The organism is Mycobacterium sp. 1081908.1 (assembly GCF_001673535.1).
Classification (GTDB): Bacteria; Actinomycetota; Actinomycetes; order Mycobacteriales; family Mycobacteriaceae; genus Mycobacterium.
In genome coordinates, this window is sequence record NZ_LZLY01000014.1 from 14,078 (window position 1) to 35,188 (window position 21,111).

The window sequence follows — 21,111 nt, forward strand, 5'->3', positions numbered from 1 at the left end:
AGGGGTGCCGATCATTGGTGATTGCATTGGCTCGCATGCCGTGGCGAACTGCTGCCAAACCTACCCGCGAAACCATGAGCCAGCAACGCGACCGGCGAAGCGAACGGGCGGCACAACGCCTCCCGTCTTCGCTGGCCACGTCGGTCAGGACGCAAAGTTCGGGCTGGCTGATCCGAAACTTTGGCAAACCTTTCATGGCGTTGTGGTGGCGTTTTGCGGTGCCCGCGCAGTGGCCCGGTACGCCGTACGCCACGGACGGATCAATGGACGCACAGATAGCTCGATTAACTTCGGGGAAGTGCGCTCCGCCGGTCAGCCGTGGAACATCAATATCCACTACGACGCATTGCTGGAGTCCAAGGTTCCCCGCACGGCGCGGCGGGTGCTCGACGTCGGGTGCGGTGACGGGTTCCTCGCCGCCCGACTGACCCGGCGCGCGCCGGACGTGACCGCCCTCGACGTTGACGGACCCGTCCTGCAACGCGCCCGGGTCCGGTTTGCCGCGGCGCCCGTGCGCTGGCTGCAGGGCGACGTCATGACGGCCGACCTCCCCCGGGCGGGCTTCGACGCCGTGGTGTCCAACGCCGCGCTACACCACATTGACGACACCCCCGCGGCGTTGGAACGCCTCGCCGGTCTGGTGAGTCCGCGCGGCACCCTTGCCGTGGTCACCTTCGTCAAACCCTCGCTCCGAAACGGCTTGTGGCACTTGACGAGTTGGGTCGCATGTGGCGTTGTTAACCGCGTCAAGGGCAAGTGGGAGCACACCGCGCCGATCAAGTGGCCGCCTGCCGCAACTCTGCAGGAGCTGCGAGACGATGCCCGCACGACGTTGCCCGGCGCCGAGGTCCGGCGGCTGCTCTACGGCCGGGCGCTGATTTCGTGGCGCGCGCCGGGTTAACCCGGCGGCCCCATCGCCGCGGCCGCGGCCTGCGCGAAGAGTTCGACGGTCTGCTTGCGGGTCAGTGAACTTGTCAGCTGCTCGGCCGCGCGCATCGCATCGCCGACGAACCAGGTCGGACCGTTCGTGAGGTTCTCGAACGCCTCCGCGATCACGTCGTCCACGGTGGCGGAGCCCGGTGGTGTGTCGTCGGGCGAACCTATCTGGCCGCGGCGGTGCTCGAGCCGGCGCAGCGCGGGCGTGTCGGTCTTGCCGAGGATCAGGCCCACGACGTCGACGCCTTTGTCGTGCAACTCGGCCCACAACGCCTCGGCGAAGACCATGTCGAACGCCTTGGAGGCGCCGTACGCCACCATGTTCGACCCGCCGGCCAGCCCCGCGCCGGAACCGAAGATGACGATGCCGCCGCTGCCCCGCTCGACCATGGCGGGCGCGAAGTGGTGACACAACTGCATCGGCACCATGCAGTTGCGTTGCACCATCGCCTCGGCGGCCTCGATCGGGTTGGCAAGGAACGGTTCGTAATTCGGATCAGCGCCCGCGCAGTACACCAGGAAACCGATCTCCAGATCGCTGGTGGCCGCGGCGATCGCCGACGCCGCGCCCGGCTGCGCGAGGTCGATAGCGAGGGGGCGGGTTTCGACGGCGTGCTTCGAATGAATCTCCGCGGCGACGGCATCCAGCGCGGATTGGCGGCGGGCCAGCAGGACCACGTTGACGCCGCGCTGGGCGAGCCCCGCTGCGAACGCGGCGCCCAGACCGTCGGAAGCCCCGGCGACCAGCGCCCAGGGTCCGTACTTGGTTGCGAACGTCAACTAGGGGCTCCCCACTGTGCAGACGCGCACGACGGTGAATCGCCGCCGCGCGATGCGCCAACCGTCGGCGGTGCGCACGATGTCGTCGTCGTAGAAGCCGATCCCGTTGGCACCGGATTGGTTGTCGGCGAACATGATCAGGGCGTCGACGTAGGTGCGTGCCGTGGCGTTGTCGCCGTCGATCGTGATGACTTGGTTGGTCAGGCGGTGCAGAGTATGACCCGCCAGGGCGTGCGTCTTGTCCATGAAGTCCGTGACGGCGTCGACGCCGCTCCACGAGCCGATCTCGCCGTAGTCGAGCTGGCAATCCTCGGTGAACACCGTTCGAAACAGCGGCCAGTCGCGTCGGTCGATCCCGGTCGCGTAACGAACGAGCAGCTCCGAGATTTCCTGCCGGTCACCGTTTTCGGTCATCAGAAGTCTCCATTCGGGTGGACCACGATGCGTGGCGGGCCGTCGGACCGGCGGGCCAACTCGAGCGCGCCCGGGACATCGTCCAGACCGATGACCTTACCCACGCTCGGCAGCGGATCAAGCCGTCCCGACGCGATGGCGTCGAGGGTTCCGTACCAGTCCTGCGGGTGTGGGCCCCCGCCGAACTGGATTGTGACGCCCTGCCGGGTGGCGGTGGTGACGTCCAGGGTGTCGCCGGTGTACCAGCCGCCGGCGCAATAGATCCGGGTGGCCATCTCGGCCGACTCGACGATGCTCTGGATGAGCCCGGCGGTGCCGACGCACTCGAACACCACCGCCGGGCCGGGCAATCCGCGTTGCGCGCGAACCTCCCGGAACGCGTCGGACCAGGGCTGCTCGGCGGGGTCGACGGTGACATGCGCGCCGAAGCGGTCTCGGGCCAGCGCGCGGCGGTCGGGCTTGTAGTCGGCCACGATGATCGGCTCGATGCCGCGGGCGGCCAGGGCGGCGACGGCCGAGAGGCCGATCGCCCCGGCACCGATGACGACGGCGATCTCGCCCGGTCGGACCTGCGCCGACCGGACGTAGAACTCGCCGACGGCGAACGCGTCGGTCAGGGCGACCGCGTCGCTGGGGGCGTCACCCGGCACCGGCTTGGCCGCCGCCTCCGAAACCACCAGCAGCTCACCGAAACTCCCCTGGGCCTCCGGGTGCTGACCGATGATGCGCATGCCGCCGGCGCCGCCGTCGACGAGTCGCACCGGCATCGCCGTCACGCGCGCGCCGACGGCGAACTGATCGGTGCAGCCAGGCCCGTGGCCGATGACCTCGCCGACGAACTCGTGGCCGAGCACGATATCGCGGTCCGGGTCGTACAGCGAACGGCCGGTGGGATCGTCGAGCGCCAGCTCGGGGTGGTCCATGAAATGAACGTCGGACGCGCAGATCGCGGTGCTCAGTGTCCGCAGTAGCAATTCGCCCGGCCCCGGCGCCGGATCCGCCGTCTCGCGGACCTGCAGCCGGCCGTCCCTCAATACAACGGCGCGCAACGCATCAGCCTCGTTTATTTTCTCGAATAATCGATATAGGATCTCGAATGCTCGGAGCAACCATATGAACCTCGCCGCAAAGGAGTCAAGACATTCGCGGATCGCCGTCGGCGCCGACCGCCCGAGTGCTGGATGTGGTCGAGCTCCTGGCCCGGTCCCCGGACGCGCCGCTGCGCTTCTCCGACGTCGTGCGCGAGCTCGACCTCACCCAGGCGACGGCCCACGCGATCCTGAAGACGCTGTGCGACCGGGGCTGGGTCAGCCGCGACCCGGTCGCGAAGACCTTCATCCTCGGCCCCGCGCTCGCGGTGGTGGCCGCGCGCACCGACACCGCCCGCCCCCTTGCGCATGCGGCCCGTGCCGCGGCGTTGCGGCTCTCCCGCGAAGTCGGCTACGCCGGGTCGGTGGTCGAGCGATTCGGCGATTCGCTGGTGGTGACCGCCTTCGAGGGTGACCCCGCGACGCAGCCGGCGGGCATCCCGGGCGATCGCATTCCCTACGCCCCGCCCTTCGGCGTCGCACTCGCGGCCTGGGACGGCGAGGAGGAACGACGGGCATGGATCCGCCGCGGCGCCGGCGACAACATCGATCGCGTCGAGCGCCTCGAACGCGTCCTGGAGCACACCCGCGAGCGCGGGTTCGACGTCGACTGGACGACCCCCGCGCTGGCGCAGGCCGTCCAAGCGGTCGGCGGCCTGGATCACCACGAGATGCCGACTCCGGTGCGCCACATCCTGGATCAGCTGCTCGCCGAGTTCACCACCATCGGCTTCCTCTCCGACGACAATCCGGGTCGCCGCAAGCAACCCGTGGTCACCATCGCGGCACCGGTTTTCGACCATCGTGGACAAGCCGCCCTGATGCTGGCGGTGCATCCGCTGTGCCCGCTCAGCGCACGGCAGATCCGGGTCATCGGCGAGAAGCTCACCGGCGAAACGGCGGCGATCACACGATCGCAAACGCACGCGGTGGATCGGACCGTCTAAGTTAGCCGTACGGATAGGGGGTGACCGTAGGGTGTTCGGGTGCTGACAAGCGGGTCAGTGGTGTGCGGGTACCGCATCGAGCGGGTGCTGGGCGCCGGCGGGATGGGCACGGTGTACCTGGCGGCCGACCCGACCCTGCCGCGCCAGACCGCGCTGAAAGTGCTCTCCTCCGAACTGTCGCGCGATCCCGATTTCCGGGCCCGATTCATTCGTGAGGCGGACACGGCCGCCTCGCTCGAGCATCCCCAGATCGTGTCGGTCTACAACCGGGGGCAGACCGACGAGGGCCAGCTGTGGATCGCGATGCAATTCGTCGATGGCACCGACGCCGACGCGGCACTGCGCGAGGGGACCATGGCCCCGCAGCGCGCCGTGCACATCATCGCCGAGGTCGCCAAGGCACTCGACTTCGCCCACGCCCACAACGTGGTGCACCGCGACATCAAGCCCGGCAACTTCCTGCTGTCCGGCCCGACCGGTCCCGACGAGCGAGTCCTGTTGGGTGACTTCGGAATTGCCCGCGCCTTCGACGATGTCGGGCTGACCGCAACCGGCTCGGTGATGGCCACCGTCGCCTACGCGGCACCCGAGGTGCTGTCCAACGCGCCGATCGACGGCCGCGTAGACATCTACTCACTGGGTTGCGCGCTGTTCCGGCTGCTGACGGGCCAGACACCGTTCCCGGCCACCAACGGCGCGGCGGCGGTGATGATGGGGCACCTGTTCAGCCCGCCGCCGCGGGTGACGGATGCGGTGCCGTCGCTGCCCGACGCGCTGGATCGGGTGATCGCCATCGCGATGGCCAAGGACCCGGCGGCCCGGTTCGGTTCGGCAGGGGAGCTCGCCCACGCGGCGGCCGGCGCGCTGCGCGATGCCACGCGTCGAGCGCCGCTACCGCCCGTACCCAGCGGTCGGGTCGGCCCGTATCCCGTGCAGTCCCCGGCGCCGGAGTGGTGGCAGCACAGCGGACAGCGCACCCTGGCCCCGGATGCGCGCCCGCTACCGCCGCGGCGCCCACGCCGGTGGGGCCTGATCGGCGCCGCGGTGGCCGCCGTCGTATTGGTCATCGCCGCGGCGGTCACCGTGCTGGTCTGGCCCGAGCCCCGGACCGGGGGCGACGACGCCGGCAGCGGGCCGGCGCCGGGCCCATCCGCGCAGGGCCCGCCGGCCACCAATATCGCTGCCGCCCAACTGCGCTCGATCCTGCTGACGGCCGCACAGATTCCGAACGGAACGAACGGAGGCCCCCTGGTTCTCGAACACGACGGCGCCACCTTGTCGGACGACTCCGCGACTCTCGACAACCCCCAGTGCGCCGGGGCGTGGGCACCGGCACAGCAAGCGGCGTACGGCGAGAGCGGCTACACCGGCGTGGCGGTGCAGGTCCTGCGCGCCCTGAACGAAGCGGCGTGGCAGGACAGTGTCACCCAGGCCGTCATCGCGTTTCCCCCCGACAAGGCGGGACCGACGTACGTCACCCAGCGCGGGCAGTGGGCGCTCTGCGGCGGCAAGGCCGTCACCGTGACCGCGCCGGGCGCGGCCGGTCAGGCATGGGACTTCGCCCAGCCGACCACCACCTCCGGTGTGCTCGTCCTGGCCGCCGCCTTGCGCGGGGGCGGCGGCTCCTGCCAGCACGGCATGCAGGTGCGCGGCAACGTCATCATCGACATCCGGCGGTGCCGCTCCACCGGTGACCCCGACGTCGCTGCGCTGGTCACCGCGACCTCCGCCAGGGTGCCGCGCCAATGAGGCGGGCAAGGCGGGCAACGGCATCGGCGTGGGCCAAGGCGGGAGCCGCGCTGGGCGTCGCCGCCATCGCCGCGTCCTGCTCCGTCGTAACCGGCGGCACTCCGGTGCTTCCGCACACCACCACGTCCGCGGGCGCAGCCGGCCCAACCCAGCCCCCTCTGACGCCGCCACCCCCGACGACCCAGTCCGCCGAAGACCAGATACGCCAGACCGTCATGGCGTTTCAAGACGCCTACAACACCCAGAATTGGGACGCCTACACCGAACTGATGTGTTCGGCCATGCGGGTCGAATTCACCGGTTCGGTAATGGATTACCTCAAGAAGAGCCGCGCCCAGAACGGCCTCACCACCGTCAAGATCACGTCGGTCGCGGTCACCGGCGATACCGCCACCGCGACAATGGACGCGCAGAACGAGGCGTTGGGTTCCGGCTCCGTGAGCTTGCCGCTGAAACTCGAAGACGGCTGGAAGATCTGCAAACCGTGAAAAGCCCGGTGCCACAGGCGAAGAAGACGATCCTCGCGGCGCTGGTCGCCGCCGTGCTGGTGGCCTGCCACCACAGCACTGCGGGAACCGCGCGCCAGGCGTCCCAGCCGGGATCGAACCCGTCGGCTTCGGTGAATCCCTCGCTGCTCGATCCGGGCAACTACCCGACCCGCCCGTTGCCCCCGCTCGGTGACGCCGGGTCCGAGGAAGCCGGTCGCCTCGTCGAGGGCCGCCGCATGGCCGCCTTTGTCGTCGGGCCCTGGCAGGCCGACCCCTCCCTTACCGTCCCGGGTTCCAACAGCTCGGCGACCGTGATCAAAAACTTCGACCAACTCTCCCAAGTCGTCTGGACACCAATCACGGGCGGCGCCTTCAACCTTCCGTTCGTGGTCGGATTCATGTCCGAGCGGCAAGCGCCCGGCCCCGACCACCCGATGTCGCTGCGCAATGCCGTGCTGCGCTTCGCCAACCCCGCCGCCGCGACCTCGGCGGCTCAAGGCATGCACGCCAGGGCGATGGCCATGCCACGCCTTCCCAGCGCCACGCCCATCGTCACCGAACCCGAGCAAGCCGTCCCCATCCCGGGTCATCCCGACGCAGCGGCGGCGCTGCTGGCCTACCAGGACGGCGCCCAGACGGTGCGCGAACTGTCGGTGTTCACCGCCCACGGTCCCTACGTTCTCGTTCAGGTCGCGCGCTGCGGCGCCGGAGCGGACTGCGAAGCGCCGCTGGCCGCCCGCACGATCGACCTTCAGATGCCGCTGATCGACGCGTTTCGGCCCACCGACGCCAACCAGTTCCCCGCGCTTCCGCTAGACCCCACCGGTCTCGTCGCCCGCACCCTGCCGTTGCCGGCCGACCAGACCACCCCGATGTCGGGGGCCGCCTACGAGACGGCCGGCGCGCTGCACCTGGAAGACGACCCGGTCCAGGCCGGCCCGGCCCTGGCCGCGGCGGGTGTGGACTACGTGTCCGTCAACCAGGCCACCCTCTACCAGGCCAAGGATCCCACCGGCGCCCGGACGCTTGCCGACGCCTACAGTGACATCGTGGCCAAAACGCCGGCGGCACAGGCGGCTTCGCCGGTGCCCGGCCTTCCCCAGAGCCGTTGCACCCGTGTTGCCGGGGCCAACGGGCTGGTGCCCCGCTATTGGTGCCTGGCCGCCTCGGGCCGATACACGATCAAAACCGTTGCGCGCCAACTTGATAACGCCCAACGCCAGATGGCCGCGCAGTACCGGATGCTGGCCGGGTAGCTGTCACCATGGCACCTAACCACGTTGTCGACGATCTCGCCGGCTTCGTCGTCGGCGCCGAGCCCGCGGACCTGAACGGACCGCCCCGGGCGTTGCTGAAACGCAACGTGCTGGACAGCGTTGCCTGCGCCGTCGGCTCACTGAACGGAGAGCTGATCGCCACGATTCGCGAACACACCGACCAATTCAGCGGTGCCCCCACGGCGACACTCGTGGGCGGCGGCCGGGCATCGGTCGATCAGGCGGCCTTTTTCAACGCGGTCCTGGTGCGCTACCCCGATCTGCTCGACACCTATCTGACGGTGGGGGGCCTGTGTCATCCCGCCGACAACTTCGGTGCGATCCTGGCGGTGGCCGAGCACGTCGACGCCGGCGGCGCCGATTTCCTACTCGCCCTTGCGGTGGCCTACGAGGTCCAATGCCGGTTCAGCGTCCAGGTTCCGGTGATGGCCCGCGGGCTCAATCATGCTCTGCAACTGGCGATGTCGGTCGCGGCGGGGTCGGCCAAACTGCTCGGGCTCGACGCCGAGCAGACCGCTGACGCCATTGCCGCAGCGGCGGCCGACAACGTCTCGCTTGCCACCGTGCACGCCGAACCGGTCTCGAACTGGAAGGGCATCTCGCCCGCGATCACCGGTATGCGCGCGGTGTACACGACGATGCTGGCCGGCCGCGGCGTGACCGGGCCTAAGTCGCTGTTCGAAGGCCCGCACGGCCTGGTGCAGCTCTTCGATCAGCCGATTGACTTCCACACCGCAGACCGGGCGCTCGCCTGCGTCGAGCAGACCTACCTGAAGCAGTACTGCTCACTTATCCACGGGCAGGCCATCATTGACGCCGTCCTGGCGATCCGCAGCGACAACGACCTGCGCGGCGAAGACGTCGCGCGGGTGACCCTGGAGGTCTTCCAGGGCGCCTATGACTTCGCCGGCGGGGGAGTGTACGGCGGCAAGGACCACCCGCTGACCAAGGAGCAGGCCGACTACAACCTGAAATACCTCAGTGCGGTGGCGCTGCTCGACGGCGGCGTCGGCCCGGAGCAGCTCGAGACCGAACGCGTGCTGCGCGGCGACGTTCAGGACCTGCTGGCGCGGGTCGACGTCTCGGCCGCGGCCGACCTGACCGCGGACTACCCGCAACGCACCGCGGCCCGCGTGCACGTGCTCATGCGCGACGGGCGGGAATTCAGCCGCGAGCAGAGCGATTACGAGGGATCGCCCACCCGGCCGATGTCCTGGGAGCGCGTCGTCGACAAGTTCGGCTGGCTCGCCGAGCCGTTCTGCGACGAGGCGCTGCGCGACGACATCGTCGCCGCGGTCGACCACCTGGACGAGATCCCCGTCGCCGAGCTCACCGCCCTGCTCGGCGCGGTCAGTCCGGGCGCTCGCTGCCGCCGCAGCAGGGTTCGCTTCTGACACCCCGCCCCCTTGCGCCGTTCGCTGCGGGCGTTGAATGATCGGCCATGCGCAAAGATCGCGGCATCAACCGGTGGGAATTGGTCACCTGCGCGCTGGGCGGGCACGTCACGTACGCGCCGGACGAGCAGGCGCTCGCCGAGAGGCTCAGCGGCACCACCGGACTGGGCGAAGTCTGGCGCTGCCTGCGGTGCGGGGAATTCACCGTCGGCGAGCCGCATGGCCGCGGCCACGCCGACGACGCACCGATGATCATGCGCGGCAAGGCTTTACGACAGGCCATCATCATTCGTGCGCTCGCGGTCGAACGGCTGTTCCGGGCGGTGGTGATCGCGCTGGCGGCCTATGCCGTCTGGAAATTCCGCGGCGCGCGCGGGGCCATCCAGGCCACCCTGGACCGTGACCTCCCGGTCTTCCGGGCCGCGGGGTTCAAGGTCGATCAGATGACGATCGTGCACGAGCTGGAAAAGGCGCTGGCTGCCAAGCCATCCACCCTGGCCCTGCTGACCTTGATGCTGGTCGTCTACGCGCTGATCGAGGTCATCGAAGCGGTCGGCCTGTGGTTGCTCAAGCGCTGGGGCGAGTACTTCGCGGTGGTGGCCACCTCGGTCTTCCTGCCGCTGGAGATCCATGACCTCGCCAAGGGCATCACGATGACCCGCTTGGTCACCTTCGCGATCAACGTTGCCGCCGTGATCTACCTGCTGATATCGAAACGGCTGTTCGGGCTGCGGGGCGGTCGCGAGGCCTATGACGAGGAGCGCCGGGGCGAGCAGTTGCTCGACGTCGAGCGCGCCGCCACCACGACCTGAATGGGTACTTACGCGATCAGCGGATCGGCGTCCGGGATGGGCCGCGAGGCCGCGCAGCGGCTCCGCGCCGACGGCCACACCGTGATCGGCGTCGACCTGAAGGATGCCGACGTGGTCGCCGACCTGTCGACGCGGGACGGCCGCGGCGCGGCCGCCGACGGCATCCTGGCGGCCTGCGGCGGCAAGCTCGACGGTGCCGTGCTGGCCGCCGGGCTGGGCCCGAGCCGGGGCCGGGATCGTCCCCAGCTGATCGCCCAGGTCAACTACCTCGGCGTGGTGGAACTGCTCGTCGCCTTGCGACCGGCGCTGGCCGCGAAGGAACGCGCCAAAGTCGTCGTCGTGTCCAGCAATTCCACGACGACGGTGCCCGCGGTGCCCGGGCGGACCGTGCGAGCGTTGCTCGGACACGATGCCGACAGGGCAGTGCGAACCGTGCGGCCGTTCGGGCCGGCCGCGCCGACGATGATGTACGCGGCCTCGAAAATCGCGGTGACCCGCTGGGTGCGCCGGCATGCGGTGCGGCGGGAGTGGGCCGGCGCCGGTGTGCGCCTGAACGCCCTGGCGCCGGGCGCCATCTTGACGCCGATGCTGCAAGAGCAGCTGGCGGATCCCCGGCAGGCCAAAGCGGTTCGATCGTTCCCGGTGCCGGTGGGCGGCTTCGGCGACGCCGGGCAGTTGGCCGAATGGATGCGTTTCATGCTGTCGGATTCCGCCGACTTCCTTTGCGGCAGCGTTGTTTTCGTCGACGGCGGGACCGACGCGTACTTCCGCGCCGACGACTGGCCGAAGGCCCTACCGGCGCGCCGGATGTTCGGTTATCTGCGACGGTTCAGAGCCGGCGTGTGACGAGCCCGTCGCACCGCCGCGAATGTGCCTGACGCCACAACACGGCTTTTCGCGACGTTTACCCCGGCGCGGCGCGCCCGTAAAACCGCCGGGATGCAATTCAATGAGTCGGCGAACTGGCCGAACGGACAAGGGACGGACAAGGACGGCAACTGTGCCAACACCGCAGCACTGGATGAGCCAGAGCCCGACCAGCCTCGACATAGTCACCCCGATCAAGGCACGGGCGTGTGACGCCCTGCAGGCGGTGCTGAGAAGCGCGCCGCGCCAAGCGCGTTCCCACGCGCGGATCATGCCGAAGGGGGTCGAGCGCTGCTGAGGGCCTGCGCTTCAAACTAGCTGCCCGCGCGGTCGCGTTCGCGCCGGCGGGCGCGCGAAGCCCGCAAATTCGCGGCGTTCCCACACGTCTTGACGTCGTGCCAAACCCCGCTGTTGTTCTTCGACCGGTCGTAGAACGTCGACGCGCACCGGGGGTTGTGGCACCGCTTGATCCGCCGCCAGGTGCCGTCCCGCTGGCTGAGCAGAACCTCTCCCCACAGCGCCGACGCCAGCCAGCGCCAGCCGGTTCCGGCGGGTTCGAGCCGCACCTCGCCGGCCTCTGACAGCGTCAGGGAGGCCGCGGCGGCGCCGGTTCCTCGTCCCGGCTGCGATTCCCCCGCGACCAGTCCTGCGATCGTGTCCCGCAGGGCGCGAAGCTTCGCCACGTCCGCGTCGCCGAGCGGCGGCGGCCGCACGTCCAGGCCGCGCGCGGTCGACCATGTCCGCACCGCGGCGGCCGCCCACTCGCCCGCGACGGACGCGTCGGCCAGCAGGTCCGGCCCGTAGCCCTCGATGCCCGCCGTGTTGAGGAAGTCCTGGACCAGCCCCAGGCCACCGGGCGCCGGGGCGAGCTCGTAGCGCTGTGACGCACGCCATGCCAAAGACATATCCTAAAGATACTTGTCTATGTCGCGGCGGTCAACTACAGTGACAGAAGCAAAATGCTTTCGACTACGTCTAGGAGCACACATCATGGTCAACATCAAAGGCTCGACGGTCGTGGTAACCGGCGGGCAGCGCGGACTCGGCAAGGCCATCGTCGACGAGTTCCTGCGGCGCGGCGCGGCGAAGGTGTACGCCACCGCGAGGGCGCCCAAGCCCAGCGAGGACCCTCGGGTGGTCAGCCTCGAGCTGGACGTCACCAAGCCGGATTCGGTTGCGGCGCTGGCCAGTACTGCGTCCGACGCCGACATCGTCATCAACAACGCCGGCATCATCGGCGCGTCGCAGCTGCTCGGCAGCGACATCGAGGAGGTGCGCGCGGTGTTCGAGACGAACTACTTCGGCGCGCTTCGGGTCGCCAAGGCGTTCGCCCCGATCCTGGCCGACAACGGAGGCGGGGCGCTGGTCGACACCCTCTCGATCCTGTCCTGGGTGGCCGGCTTCGGCGGCTACGGCGACTCCAAGGCGGCGCTCTGGTCGGCGACGAACTCGCTGCGCATCGAGCTCGAAAAGCAGGGCACCCTGGTGACCGGCGTGCACCTGAGCTTCACCGAGACCGACATGACCAGCGGCTTCGACGTGCCGAAGAACGACCCGCGCCAGGTCGCGCGGCAGATCGTCGACGGCATCGAGCGCGGCGACGTGGAGGTGCTGGCCGACGACGACACCCGGCACATCAAGGCCGCACTCTCCGGACCGGTCGAGGCGCTCCGCGCAGGTTAACGGGCAGCCGACGTTAAATGGCCTGTCCGAAGGCAGATCCCCGTCTTGTGACGGTGGGTCAAGCAGGCCGTGGGGGGCCTCACCCAAAAATGGGCTTGCTGCACTTCGGACAGGCCACCGGGTCGCCCCGGTAAGGACCACGATCGCAGCCAAGGCGCGAGCGCGGCGACGGCCGAAGGTCCCCGGCCCTCCGCCGAAAGTCACATCCACGCCACCCCGGCGGTCATGTTTGGATGGCGACATGGAACCCGAACGCATCGTGAGCGCGACCCGCGTCATCTCGGCGAGCGCCGAGCGGATTTTCGAGCTGATCGCCGATCCCGCTCAGCAGCCGAGCTGGGACGGCAACGACAACCTCGCCTCGGCCGCCCCGGGCCAGCGGGTCCGCCAGGTCGGTGACGTGTTCAAGACGACGCTGACCAACGGCGCCGTGCGGGAGAACCACGTCGTGGAGTTCATCGAAGGCACGAAAATCGCCTGGTGCCCAGCCGAACCCAAGAAGCTGCCGCCCGGCCACCTGTGGCGCTGGGAACTGCAGCCGATCAACGCGACCCTCACCAGCGTCACCCACACCTACGACTGGACGGAGCTGAACGACAGCACCCGGCTGGCCAGAGCAGCCTCGACGACGTCCGACATGCTGCGTGAGTCGATCGACCGGCTCGCCACGCTCGCCCAGGCGAGCGACGGCTGACATGGCGCTCCCACCGCCGGGCGCCGACCGCGCCGCCATCGTCACCGGCGCCTCGTCGGGAATCGGCGAACAGTTCGCCGGGATACTCGCGCGGCGCGGCTATCAGGTGGTGCTGGTGGCCCGCAGCGCCGACCGCCTCGCCACGCTGGCCGCGCGGCTCGGTCCGCACGCACACCCGCTGCCGGCCGACCTGTCCGATCGCGGCGCGCGGGCGGGTCTGCCCGACCGCGTCGCGGCCCTCGGTCTGGTCCCGGACATCCTGGTCAACAATGCCGGCCTTTCCACGCTCGGCGTGGTCGCGAAATCCGTTCCGGAGCAAGAGGTTAACCTCGTCGAGGTCGATGTGGCCGCGGTGGTGGACCTGTGCAGCCGGTTCCTGCCGGGAATGGTCGACCGCCGGCGCGGCGCCGTGCTGAACGTGGCATCGGTGGCCGGGTTCGGTCCGCTGCCGGGCCAGGCGGCGTACGGCGCCGCCAAGGCCTTCGTGTTGTCCTACACCCACAGCCTGCGGGGCGAGCTGCGCGGCACCGGTGTCGGCGCGACGGCGCTGTGCCCGGGGCCGGTGGACACCGGATTCGGCGAGGCGGCCGGTTTCTCCAAGGAGGAGGCCGAATCGGCCCTGCCACAGGTGATGTGGGTGCCGGCCGACAAGGTCGCCCAGGCCGGGATCGACGGCCTGGCGGCCGGCAAGGCCGTCGTCGTGCCGGGCCGCGTCAACCGGGTGGCGTCGGCCTTCTTCCGGGTCGCGCCTCCCGAGTTGCTGTTGCCGGTGCTGAGGCGCGGCCACCCGGCCTTCAAACGGGGCTGAACCGGGGCTGAAACGCTCAGCCGTTTTTGCCGCGCACCCACTGGAACGTGCCGTAGTTCTTGACCCGCACGCTGACGAATCCGTTGTCTTCCAGGATGTCGCCGATTTCGTCGTCGCCGAACACGTGCGCCCCCACGTTCGGCAGCTTTTGCCAAAACCTGGCGGCCTGCCCGACGGTGGGCACCATGATCGCCAGCCGGCCGCCCGGCCGCAACACGCGGGCCATCTCGGCCAGTGCCGCCGCGGGATTCGGAACCAGCTGCAGCACCGCCGTCGAGACCACGGCGTCAACCGTGTTGTCGCGCAGCGGAAGTCGCTGCGCGTCGGCCTTGATGAAGCCGACCTGCGGCCCGGCTTCGTTGCGGACGGCGCGGGCCAGCATCGCCTCGGAGATGTCGACGCCCAGGGCCAGCCCGTCGGGACCGGCCGCGCGGGCCAGCGACGCGGTGACGTTGCCCGGGCCCGAGCCGACGTCCAGCGCCACGCCGCCCGGCGGGATGCTCAGCCACTCGATGGGCAGTGCCCACGCGCTGATCAGCCGCCGCGACAGGGCCTGGGCGTTGTCGTACAGCATCGACCCGATCGGTGACGCCCACGCCGCTTGTATCGGGCCCGTGTTCTTCGGGACGGCGTCGCCCTCGGCCGATGCGGTGCCGAGCAGATCAAGGTAGCCCTTGCTCACGTCCGGATCCACCGGCGCATCGGTGAGTAGATCCAACGCTCGGCGCAGCGCGGGCGGCAGCGAGACATGCACGTCGGTCACGCGTACTCCTTCGATCAAAAATCAAGTGGTGCAGCAGAAATCGAGGTGGGCGCCTTGTGAGCTCCGGCTCCGACACACCCCCGCTGGCAGCCTACGCCGAACCGTCCGTTACTGCCGGACGGCGGCGCGCTCGCGCACCAGGGCGCACAGCTGCCACCGACCCGGGACGCCTTTGAGCTCGCTTTCGCCCCGGTCGGAGAACCGGTGGCGCGAGCCGGTCACGATGTCGCGCACCGTCGAGGACACCAGCACCTCGCTGGCATCGGCGAGCGCCGCCACCCGCGCGCCGATGTGCACGGCCATGCCGGCCACGTCAGCCCCGCGCACCTCGACCTCGCCGGCGTGAATCCCGACCCGAACCTCGATGCCCAGCACACGCACCGCGTCGACGATGTCGTCGGCGCAGGCGAGCGCGGCGCTTGGGCTGGAGAAGGTGGCGACGAACCCGTCCCCGGCGGTGTTGACTTCACGCCCGCCGAACCGCTGCAGTTCGTGCCGAATGATGGTGTCGTGGTTGTCCAGCAGGTCGCGCCACCTGCCGTCGCCGAGCAGGGCGGCGCGTTCGGTCGAGCCGACGATGTCGGTGAACACGATGGTGGTCAGCAGGCGCTCCGCGTCCGAGCCGCCCCGCATGCCGGTGATGAACTCCTCGATCTCGTCGAGCATCGGCGCGGTGTTGCCGACCCAGTACAGGGTGTCCTCGCCCGGCAGTTCCACGAAGCGCGATCCGGCGATGTTCTCCGCCAGGTACCGGCCGTGCTCGACCGGGGTGAATTCGGAGCCGGCGCGATGGAGGATCAGCGTCGGCGCGGTGATGCGCGGCAGGGTGTCGCGCACGTCGGCCTGGCGGATGGTCAGGATCATCGCGCGCGCCATGCTGGGCGACGCGGCACGGTTACCGGCGGCGTCCCACCAGGCGCGGAAGGCGTCGTCACGGGCGACGCTGGGCGCGATGATGCCCAGCATGTCGAAGCCCTGCTCGACGGCGTCCGGGTCCGTTAAGACGGTCGTATACGGGTCCAGCTCCTCGATCTTGGCGCCCATCGGGTAGTCGGGGGCATACAAACTGCGGGCCGCACCGTTGATGATCACCAGGCTGCTCACCCGTTCCGGGTACTCGGCCGCCAGCACGAGCCCTGTCATCGCGGTGAAGCCGGGCGCCACGATCGTGGCCCGCTCGCAGCCCACCGCGTTCATCACCGAGACGACGTCCTTCGACCAGAACTGCGGCCCGATCACGTCGATCGAGGGCACCCGCGACGACAGCCCGATCCCGCGCTGGTCGAGCCGGATCACCCGGGCGAACGACGCCAGCCGTCGATGAAACCGGTACATCGACGGCTCGGCGTCGACCGAGTCGATCGGAATCGAAGGCCCGGGCAGCAGTATCAGGTCGATCGGCCCATCGCCGAACACCTGGTAGGCGATGTCCGTCTCGCCGCAACTGGCGTATCGGGTTCGTGGTGTCCCAGAAAATCCAGGCACGAGTCAAAGGCTAATGCAGCCCACCGACAAGAGGCGCTCCGCTCAGCGGGCGATGATCGGGACCAGGTATCGGGCGGCGTAGTCGCGGACGGCCGCCTGGTCCGACGTGTCGAGCCGGTCGGTGGGGAACACGATGATGCCGAGCGCGACGCGCAGCAGGATGTCGGCGATGTCGGCGAGGTCGGGGTCGGAGATGTCGGCCCCGCAGCGCCGCAGCGTGTGCGCGATCCCGTCGGCGAATTGGCGAATCGGGAAGACGTGGGACCGGGAAAACATGCCGAGCAGCTCGGGCTCGCTTTCGGCGATCCGCGAATAGAGGCGGGAGTCTCCGACGAGTCGCACCCCGAGCGCGAACGCCTCGATCACGGCCTCTTGCGGGGTGCAGCCCGCGGTGGCCCGGTCGAGCGTGGCGAAGAAGTTTTCGGCCTCGCGGCGGACGACATGCGCGAAGAGGTTCTCCTTGGTCGGAAAACGCCGGTAGATGGTGCTTCGGCTGACCCCGGCGCGGGCCGCGACGTCCTCGATGTTCGCGCGGCGCACGCCGTAGGTCTCGAAGACCGTCCGCGCGGTGTCCAGGATGGCGCGGTCGACGTCGGTCGCTTCGGCGAGATTGCCGTCGAGGCTGCGGTTCTCCATGGATCACGACCCTCACTGCAATCAAGGCGCGACGCTGTTACTGTGACACAAAGATACGCATTTGTTCCTCTGTTTCACACCCCGCGTGTCGGACGGGAGGTTGGAATGACGGCGCAATGGGCCGACCAGGATTTCGACACCGGTGTTCGCGAGGCCGTCCCCATGCCGGTCGACGACGAAATCAACGTGGCCGCGCCGCGGCTCGGGCCCGAGTCGTTGACGTGGAAGTTCTACGGGGATCACCGCACCCAGTTCTTCGGCTTTCAGCGCACGGCCGGCGTGGAGAACTGCATCGAGCAACTCGCGCAGGGCGTGCTCGATCACTCGGTGATCTTCAGCGACACGTTGGGCCGGGCGAAGCGAACGGGTCCGCCGCTGATGAAGACGGTCTACTCCGACGACCCGCACGGGTGGGGCCGCAAGGTCCGCGATTTCCACAAGCCGATCAAGGGCACCATCAGCGACGGCTCTAGATATCACGCGCTCAACCCGGAGTTGTTCTACTGGGCGCACGCCACCTTCGTCGATCAGGTCATCTACACGGCCGAAACCTTCATTCGCCGGTTGTCCCGCGCGGAAAAGGAACAGATCTTCAACGAGGGCAAGATCTGGTATGGCCTCTACGGGGTCAGCGACCGCGGCCAGCCGCAGACCTACGACGAGTTCCTCGCGTACTGGGACGAGATGCTCGAGCGGTTCGTCCCGCACAAGACCGTCCTGTACGGCACGGGCTACATCCGGAAGGGGATACCGGGCCCCCGCTGGATTCCCGGGCCGGTCTGGAAGGTGTTGTCCGCGCCGCTCAACGCCTACGCCCGGCTGGTGCTCGTCGGAACCCTGCCGCAACAGATGCGCGACGTGTGCCAGCTGCAGTGGGATGCCAAGAAGGAGAAGCGTTTTCAGCGGTTCGCCGCCGCGGTGCGCGCGCTCAATCCGGTGATCAACCGGCTGCCGGTGTCGTTGATCTACCTGCCGTGGGCGGCCGCGGCGTGGCGCCGCGCCGGCGTCGACCCGCGCAAGCTGCACAATCGCGCGGCTTAACCGATCCGCAGCAGCCGTTCGGCGTTGCCGTGGGCGATCTTCTCCCGGTCGGCCGCGGACAGCGTCGTCCGCTCGAGCCCCCGGACCGCCTCGTGGGACGACTCGTAGGGATAGTCGACCGAGAACATCACCGCGTCGGCGCCGACCTCCAGCACCGCGCCCAGCATCACCGCCGGGGAGAACACCCCGCTGTTGGTGAAGACGACGTTGGTGCCGAGGTACGCCGACGGGGCGCGCCGCAACGGAGTCGTGGTCGCGTCCATTTTCAGGGTGGCGTAGCGGGAGTCCAGCCGGCTGCGCTGAAACGGCAGGAACTCGCCCATGTGCCCCAGGATCAGCGTCGCTCCCGGATGCCGGTCGAACACGCCGCCGAACACCAGCCGCAGCCCGTGCCCGCTGACCTCGGCGCTCCAGCTCCATGTCGCGCCGTACAGTTCCGGGCGCCCGTCGATGACCCGCCATCGATCCGCCGGTGGCGCGCCGGGGTGCAAATACAGCGGCAGGCCAAGGGATTCCACCGCGGACCACAGCTCGTCGTATTCGGGCGCGTCCAAATAGCGTCCGCCGGGCCCGCTGATGCAATCGTTGACCAGCCCCCCGCACAGCCCGTCCTGGGTGACGGCGCGCTCCAGCTCCGCCGCCGCGGCGGCCGGGTCCTGTAGCGGCAGGGCGGCGAACCCACGGAACCGATCGGGATGCCGGGCAATGATTTTCGCCAGGTAGTCGTTGGCGAGCCGGGCGTTGGTGCGCGCCTTCTCGGCGTCGATGTCGACCTGCAAACCCGGGGAGGTCAGGGACAAGACCTGCAGGTCGATACCGGCGTCGTCCATCTCGGCCAGCCGGTATTCGGTGAAATCGGGCAGCCGGCGCTCGTACCGCTCGGCGATTTCGGGCTTCATCAGCTGCATCAGTCGCTGATGGGCCGGCTGCAGGTCGGCCAGTTCCGGAACGAAAAACGCTTCCTCTAACGCGATGTAGCGCATCGGTCTCCCTTATCGTGATGGCGGTTGTCGCCCTCGACCCTGCGCCAGTGTCGCCCATCCGCGAAACGAATGGTTCGCATCGGGCCCCTCGGGGCGCCGCGCGAGGCGCGTGACGTGCGGTTCTGGGTGGTGTGGCCGACCCGCGTCGACGGAGATCCGAGGCGGCCGGCTGGTTCAAACCGCACTCGGGTCTACCCATCGGTCGCCGAAAGCACGAAAGTGAGGGGTAGGCGAAACCGACGGAGGGGAGCGGGCATGCAGATGACGGGCAATACGGTGCTGGTGACCGGAGGCGGCAGCGGAATCGGTCGCGGCCTGGCCGAGGCGTTTCACCGGCTCGGCAACCAGGTCGTCATCGCGGGCCGGCGGCGCGAGCCGCTGCAGGCCGTCGCGGCCGACAACCCGGGCATCCAGACGCTCTCGCTGGAACAAGGCGATCCCGCCGACATCCGCCGGTTCGCCACCGAGCTGACCGACCGCTATCCGGACCTGAACGTCGTCGTCAACAATGCCGGCGTCCAGCGCGTGGAGGACCTCACCACGACCAGCCCCAGCGCGGCGGAGTTGACCGTCGCCATCAACCTGCTCGGCCCGATCCGTCTGACGGCGGCGTTGCTGCCGTCGCTGCTGAAGAAGCCCCGGGCGGCGATCCTCAACGTCACGTCGGGCCTGGCGTTCATACCCAGCGCGGTCACGCCGACGTATTGCGCCACCAAAGCGGCGCTGCATTCCTACACGGAGTCGCTGCGCTACCAGCTGCGCGGGACGGCGGTCCAGGTGATCGAGATAATCCCGCCGCACGTGCAGACCGCGCTGCAGCGGGGGCGGGGATTCGACTCGGGCGACCCCCGGGCGATGCCGCTGGACGACTACATCGCCGAGACGATGAGCCTGTTGCAGACGCAACCGGAGGCCGACGAGATCATCGTGGAGCGCGTCAGGCCGTTCCGGTACGCCGAACGCGACGGCGTTTACGACGAGATCTACTCCGCCCTCAACGAGGCGATCACGGCGGCCGTCACCCAATCGCGCAACAGCTGAAAACCGGCCGGCCACAAAGAATTTGCCGAGCGATGGGGCAACGTTCAGCGCCCGTATGCCCGGCGCGCCCCGGCACGGTTGTCGGGCCGGTCGCGGATGCGACAGGATCGACACATGGGCGACTTTTCGTTGCTGGACGTTCCCCGATCGGTTCCCGTCGCGGACCCCGACGCGTACCTGCGCGCCGCCATGGCGTGGCACTTCGGTGCGGACACCGGTTCCCCGTTCTGGCTGCGTACCGCCCGCACGCTGGACTTCGACCCGCTGACCGACATCAAGACCTTTGCCGACCTCCGCCTATTCCCCAACCTCGTCAACGAGTTACGCAGCGCGCCGGTCGAGGATCTCATCCCGCGCGGCTACGGATCGCCCCCGCCGCTGCCCCAGATATTCGAATCCGGCGGCACCACGGGCGCCCCGAAACGCACTGTGCAGATGCCGGATTGGATCGCGCAGGTCGTCGAATGGCAAACCGAGGACTTCGCGCGGGGCGGCTTTGTCCGTGACCGGGGTTTCCTGTGCCTGATGCCGAGCGGCCCGCACGGCGTCGGCTACTTCTCCCGCCTGGTCGCCGAGCGGCTGGGCGCGGTCTTCCACGCGATCGACATCGACCCCCGCTGGGTGAAGAAACTCGCGGCGCGCAAGGCGGCCGGCGAAGTGGCCGCCTACATCGACCACGTCGTCGATCAGGCGGCGTTCGTACTGCGGACGCAGAACGTCGCCAACCTGCACACCACGCCGCCGCTGCTCGACGCCATCGCCCGGAACGACCGGGTGGTCGACCTGGTCAACGACAAGGTCCGCTACCTGTTGCTCAGCGGTGCCCACGTGGACGCCGACACCCTCGACCTGCTGCGCGACATCTTCCCGGACACGACGATCACCATGGCCTTCGGCAGCACCATGGTGCTGTCGCAAGCGGTCACCCGGACCACCGACGGCGACACGTTCGTCTTCGACCCGCGCACACCGTATGTCGTGTTCTGGGTCGTCGACCCCGACACCGGGGAGCGAGTGCCGTACGGGCAAAGAGGACAGGTGGTGATGAACCACATCAGCAAGGGGATGTTGATACCCAACAACCTGGAGCGGGACCTGGCCATCCGGATGCCCGGGCCGGCCGGCGAACTCAGCGATTCGGTCAGCGGGGTGCGGCCGGTCGCCACCTTCGAGGGCGAGGCCGTCATCGAAGGCGTCTACTGACCGTGGGACGCGAACAGGCGCG

At 69.1% G+C, this 21,111-nt stretch carries 23 protein-coding genes; 15 read left to right on the top strand and 8 right to left on the bottom strand.

Annotation, left to right across the window (positions count from 1 at the left end):
- The first annotated feature begins 298 nt into the window (after window positions 1-298).
- On the top strand, window positions 299-901 hold the full coding sequence (locus tag A5655_RS28475; RefSeq protein ID WP_067004906.1) for a bifunctional 2-polyprenyl-6-hydroxyphenol methylase/3-demethylubiquinol 3-O-methyltransferase UbiG: 603 nt from the start codon (window positions 299-301) through the stop codon (window positions 899-901).
- Here A5655_RS28475 and A5655_RS01765 read toward each other — a convergent pair.
- From A5655_RS01765 to A5655_RS01775, 3 genes are read right to left on the bottom strand one after another with little or no spacing between them, the layout of a single operon-like run.
- Window positions 898-1,716, bottom strand: coding sequence for an SDR family NAD(P)-dependent oxidoreductase (locus A5655_RS01765; RefSeq protein ID WP_067004908.1), 819 nt, complete (start codon window positions 1,714-1,716; stop codon window positions 898-900). The genes A5655_RS28475 and A5655_RS01765 overlap by 4 nt on opposite strands.
- Window positions 1,717-2,130, bottom strand: coding sequence for a nuclear transport factor 2 family protein (locus A5655_RS01770; RefSeq protein WP_067004910.1), 414 nt, complete (start codon window positions 2,128-2,130; stop codon window positions 1,717-1,719).
- Complete coding sequence (locus tag A5655_RS01775) at window positions 2,130-3,179, bottom strand: zinc-binding dehydrogenase (protein ID WP_067004913.1); 1,050 nt, start codon at window positions 3,177-3,179, stop codon at window positions 2,130-2,132. Before A5655_RS01775 ends, A5655_RS01770 begins: the two co-directional genes overlap by 1 nt.
- A 125-nt stretch (window positions 3,180-3,304) precedes the next feature.
- On the opposite strand from A5655_RS01775, the gene A5655_RS01780 reads away from it, so the two are divergent.
- The 8 genes from A5655_RS01780 (at window position 3,305) to A5655_RS27655 (ending at window position 11,050) form a co-directional block, all read left to right on the top strand.
- Window positions 3,305-4,165: a helix-turn-helix domain-containing protein gene (locus tag A5655_RS01780; RefSeq protein WP_067004915.1), complete on the top strand. Its 861-nt coding sequence runs from the start codon at window positions 3,305-3,307 to the stop codon at window positions 4,163-4,165.
- A gap of 39 nt (window positions 4,166-4,204) precedes the next feature.
- Window positions 4,205-5,914 carry a serine/threonine-protein kinase PknH/PknJ gene (locus tag A5655_RS29170; RefSeq protein WP_304441636.1) on the top strand — a complete coding sequence of 570 codons (1,710 nt, stop codon included), beginning with the start codon at window positions 4,205-4,207 and terminating at the stop codon, window positions 5,912-5,914.
- Window positions 5,911-6,402, top strand: coding sequence for a nuclear transport factor 2 family protein (locus A5655_RS27650; protein WP_156764649.1), 492 nt, complete (start codon window positions 5,911-5,913; stop codon window positions 6,400-6,402). The genes A5655_RS29170 and A5655_RS27650 overlap by 4 nt, the downstream gene beginning before the upstream one ends.
- Complete coding sequence (locus A5655_RS01795; protein ID WP_082978434.1) at window positions 6,399-7,658, top strand: hypothetical protein; 1,260 nt, start codon at window positions 6,399-6,401, stop codon at window positions 7,656-7,658. The genes A5655_RS27650 and A5655_RS01795 overlap by 4 nt, the downstream gene beginning before the upstream one ends.
- An 8-nt stretch (window positions 7,659-7,666) precedes the next feature.
- On the top strand, window positions 7,667-9,073 hold the full coding sequence (locus A5655_RS01800; RefSeq protein ID WP_067004919.1) for an MmgE/PrpD family protein: 1,407 nt from the start codon (window positions 7,667-7,669) through the stop codon (window positions 9,071-9,073).
- 47 nt (window positions 9,074-9,120) lie between these two features.
- A complete protein-coding gene (locus A5655_RS01805; protein WP_067004921.1) occupies window positions 9,121-9,885 on the top strand; it encodes a DUF2127 domain-containing protein in 765 nt (254 codons plus the stop codon).
- Window positions 9,886-10,731, top strand: a complete 846-nt coding sequence (locus tag A5655_RS01810) for an SDR family oxidoreductase (RefSeq protein WP_067004922.1) — start codon at window positions 9,886-9,888, stop codon at window positions 10,729-10,731. It abuts the gene before it with no gap.
- Between the two features lie 154 nt (window positions 10,732-10,885).
- Complete coding sequence (locus tag A5655_RS27655) at window positions 10,886-11,050, top strand: hypothetical protein (protein ID WP_156764650.1); 165 nt, start codon at window positions 10,886-10,888, stop codon at window positions 11,048-11,050.
- A gap of 16 nt (window positions 11,051-11,066) precedes the next feature.
- On the opposite strand, the gene A5655_RS01815 is transcribed toward A5655_RS27655, so the two are convergent.
- Window positions 11,067-11,657, bottom strand: coding sequence for a CGNR zinc finger domain-containing protein (locus A5655_RS01815; protein ID WP_231999044.1), 591 nt, complete (start codon window positions 11,655-11,657; stop codon window positions 11,067-11,069).
- 85 nt (window positions 11,658-11,742) lie between these two features.
- Between A5655_RS01815 and A5655_RS01820 the strand changes: the two genes are divergently transcribed.
- From A5655_RS01820 to A5655_RS01830, 3 genes are all read left to right on the top strand, one after another.
- The gene (locus A5655_RS01820; RefSeq protein ID WP_067004924.1) at window positions 11,743-12,435 is read left to right on the top strand and encodes an SDR family oxidoreductase; all 693 of its coding nucleotides are present in this window, start codon (window positions 11,743-11,745) and stop codon (window positions 12,433-12,435) included.
- Window positions 12,436-12,676: 241 nt separating this feature from the next.
- Window positions 12,677-13,129 carry an SRPBCC family protein gene (locus tag A5655_RS01825; RefSeq protein ID WP_067004926.1) on the top strand — a complete coding sequence of 151 codons (453 nt, stop codon included), beginning with the start codon at window positions 12,677-12,679 and terminating at the stop codon, window positions 13,127-13,129.
- Window position 13,130: 1 nt separating this feature from the next.
- Complete coding sequence (locus A5655_RS01830) at window positions 13,131-13,937, top strand: SDR family oxidoreductase (protein ID WP_067004928.1); 807 nt, start codon at window positions 13,131-13,133, stop codon at window positions 13,935-13,937.
- Window positions 13,938-13,953: 16 nt separating this feature from the next.
- Here A5655_RS01830 and A5655_RS01835 read toward each other — a convergent pair whose 3' ends face one another.
- From A5655_RS01835 to A5655_RS01845, 3 genes are all read right to left on the bottom strand, one after another.
- A complete protein-coding gene (locus tag A5655_RS01835) occupies window positions 13,954-14,700 on the bottom strand; it encodes a class I SAM-dependent methyltransferase (RefSeq protein ID WP_067004930.1) in 747 nt (248 codons plus the stop codon).
- Between the two features lie 108 nt (window positions 14,701-14,808).
- A complete protein-coding gene (locus tag A5655_RS01840; RefSeq protein ID WP_067004932.1) occupies window positions 14,809-16,185 on the bottom strand; it encodes an adenylate/guanylate cyclase domain-containing protein in 1,377 nt (458 codons plus the stop codon).
- 42 nt (window positions 16,186-16,227) lie between these two features.
- Window positions 16,228-16,821: a TetR/AcrR family transcriptional regulator gene (locus A5655_RS01845; RefSeq protein WP_067004934.1), complete on the bottom strand. Its 594-nt coding sequence runs from the start codon at window positions 16,819-16,821 to the stop codon at window positions 16,228-16,230.
- Between the two features lie 105 nt (window positions 16,822-16,926).
- Here A5655_RS01845 and A5655_RS01850 point away from each other — a divergent pair, with 105 nt between their 5' ends.
- Window positions 16,927-17,862, top strand: a complete 936-nt coding sequence (locus A5655_RS01850; RefSeq protein ID WP_067004936.1) for an oxygenase MpaB family protein — start codon at window positions 16,927-16,929, stop codon at window positions 17,860-17,862.
- Here the strand turns inward: A5655_RS01850 and A5655_RS01855 are convergent.
- Window positions 17,859-18,845, bottom strand: coding sequence for an amidohydrolase family protein (locus tag A5655_RS01855; protein ID WP_067004938.1), 987 nt, complete (start codon window positions 18,843-18,845; stop codon window positions 17,859-17,861). The genes A5655_RS01850 and A5655_RS01855 overlap by 4 nt on opposite strands.
- Before the next feature lie 255 nt (window positions 18,846-19,100).
- Here A5655_RS01855 and A5655_RS01860 point away from each other — a divergent pair, with 255 nt between their 5' ends.
- The gene (locus tag A5655_RS01860) at window positions 19,101-19,886 is read left to right on the top strand and encodes an SDR family oxidoreductase (RefSeq protein ID WP_067004940.1); all 786 of its coding nucleotides are present in this window, start codon (window positions 19,101-19,103) and stop codon (window positions 19,884-19,886) included.
- A gap of 114 nt (window positions 19,887-20,000) precedes the next feature.
- Entirely contained in the window at window positions 20,001-21,089 is a 1,089-nt protein-coding gene (locus A5655_RS01865) for an AMP-binding protein (protein ID WP_067004942.1), read from the top strand.
- Window positions 21,090-21,111 lie beyond the last annotated feature (22 nt).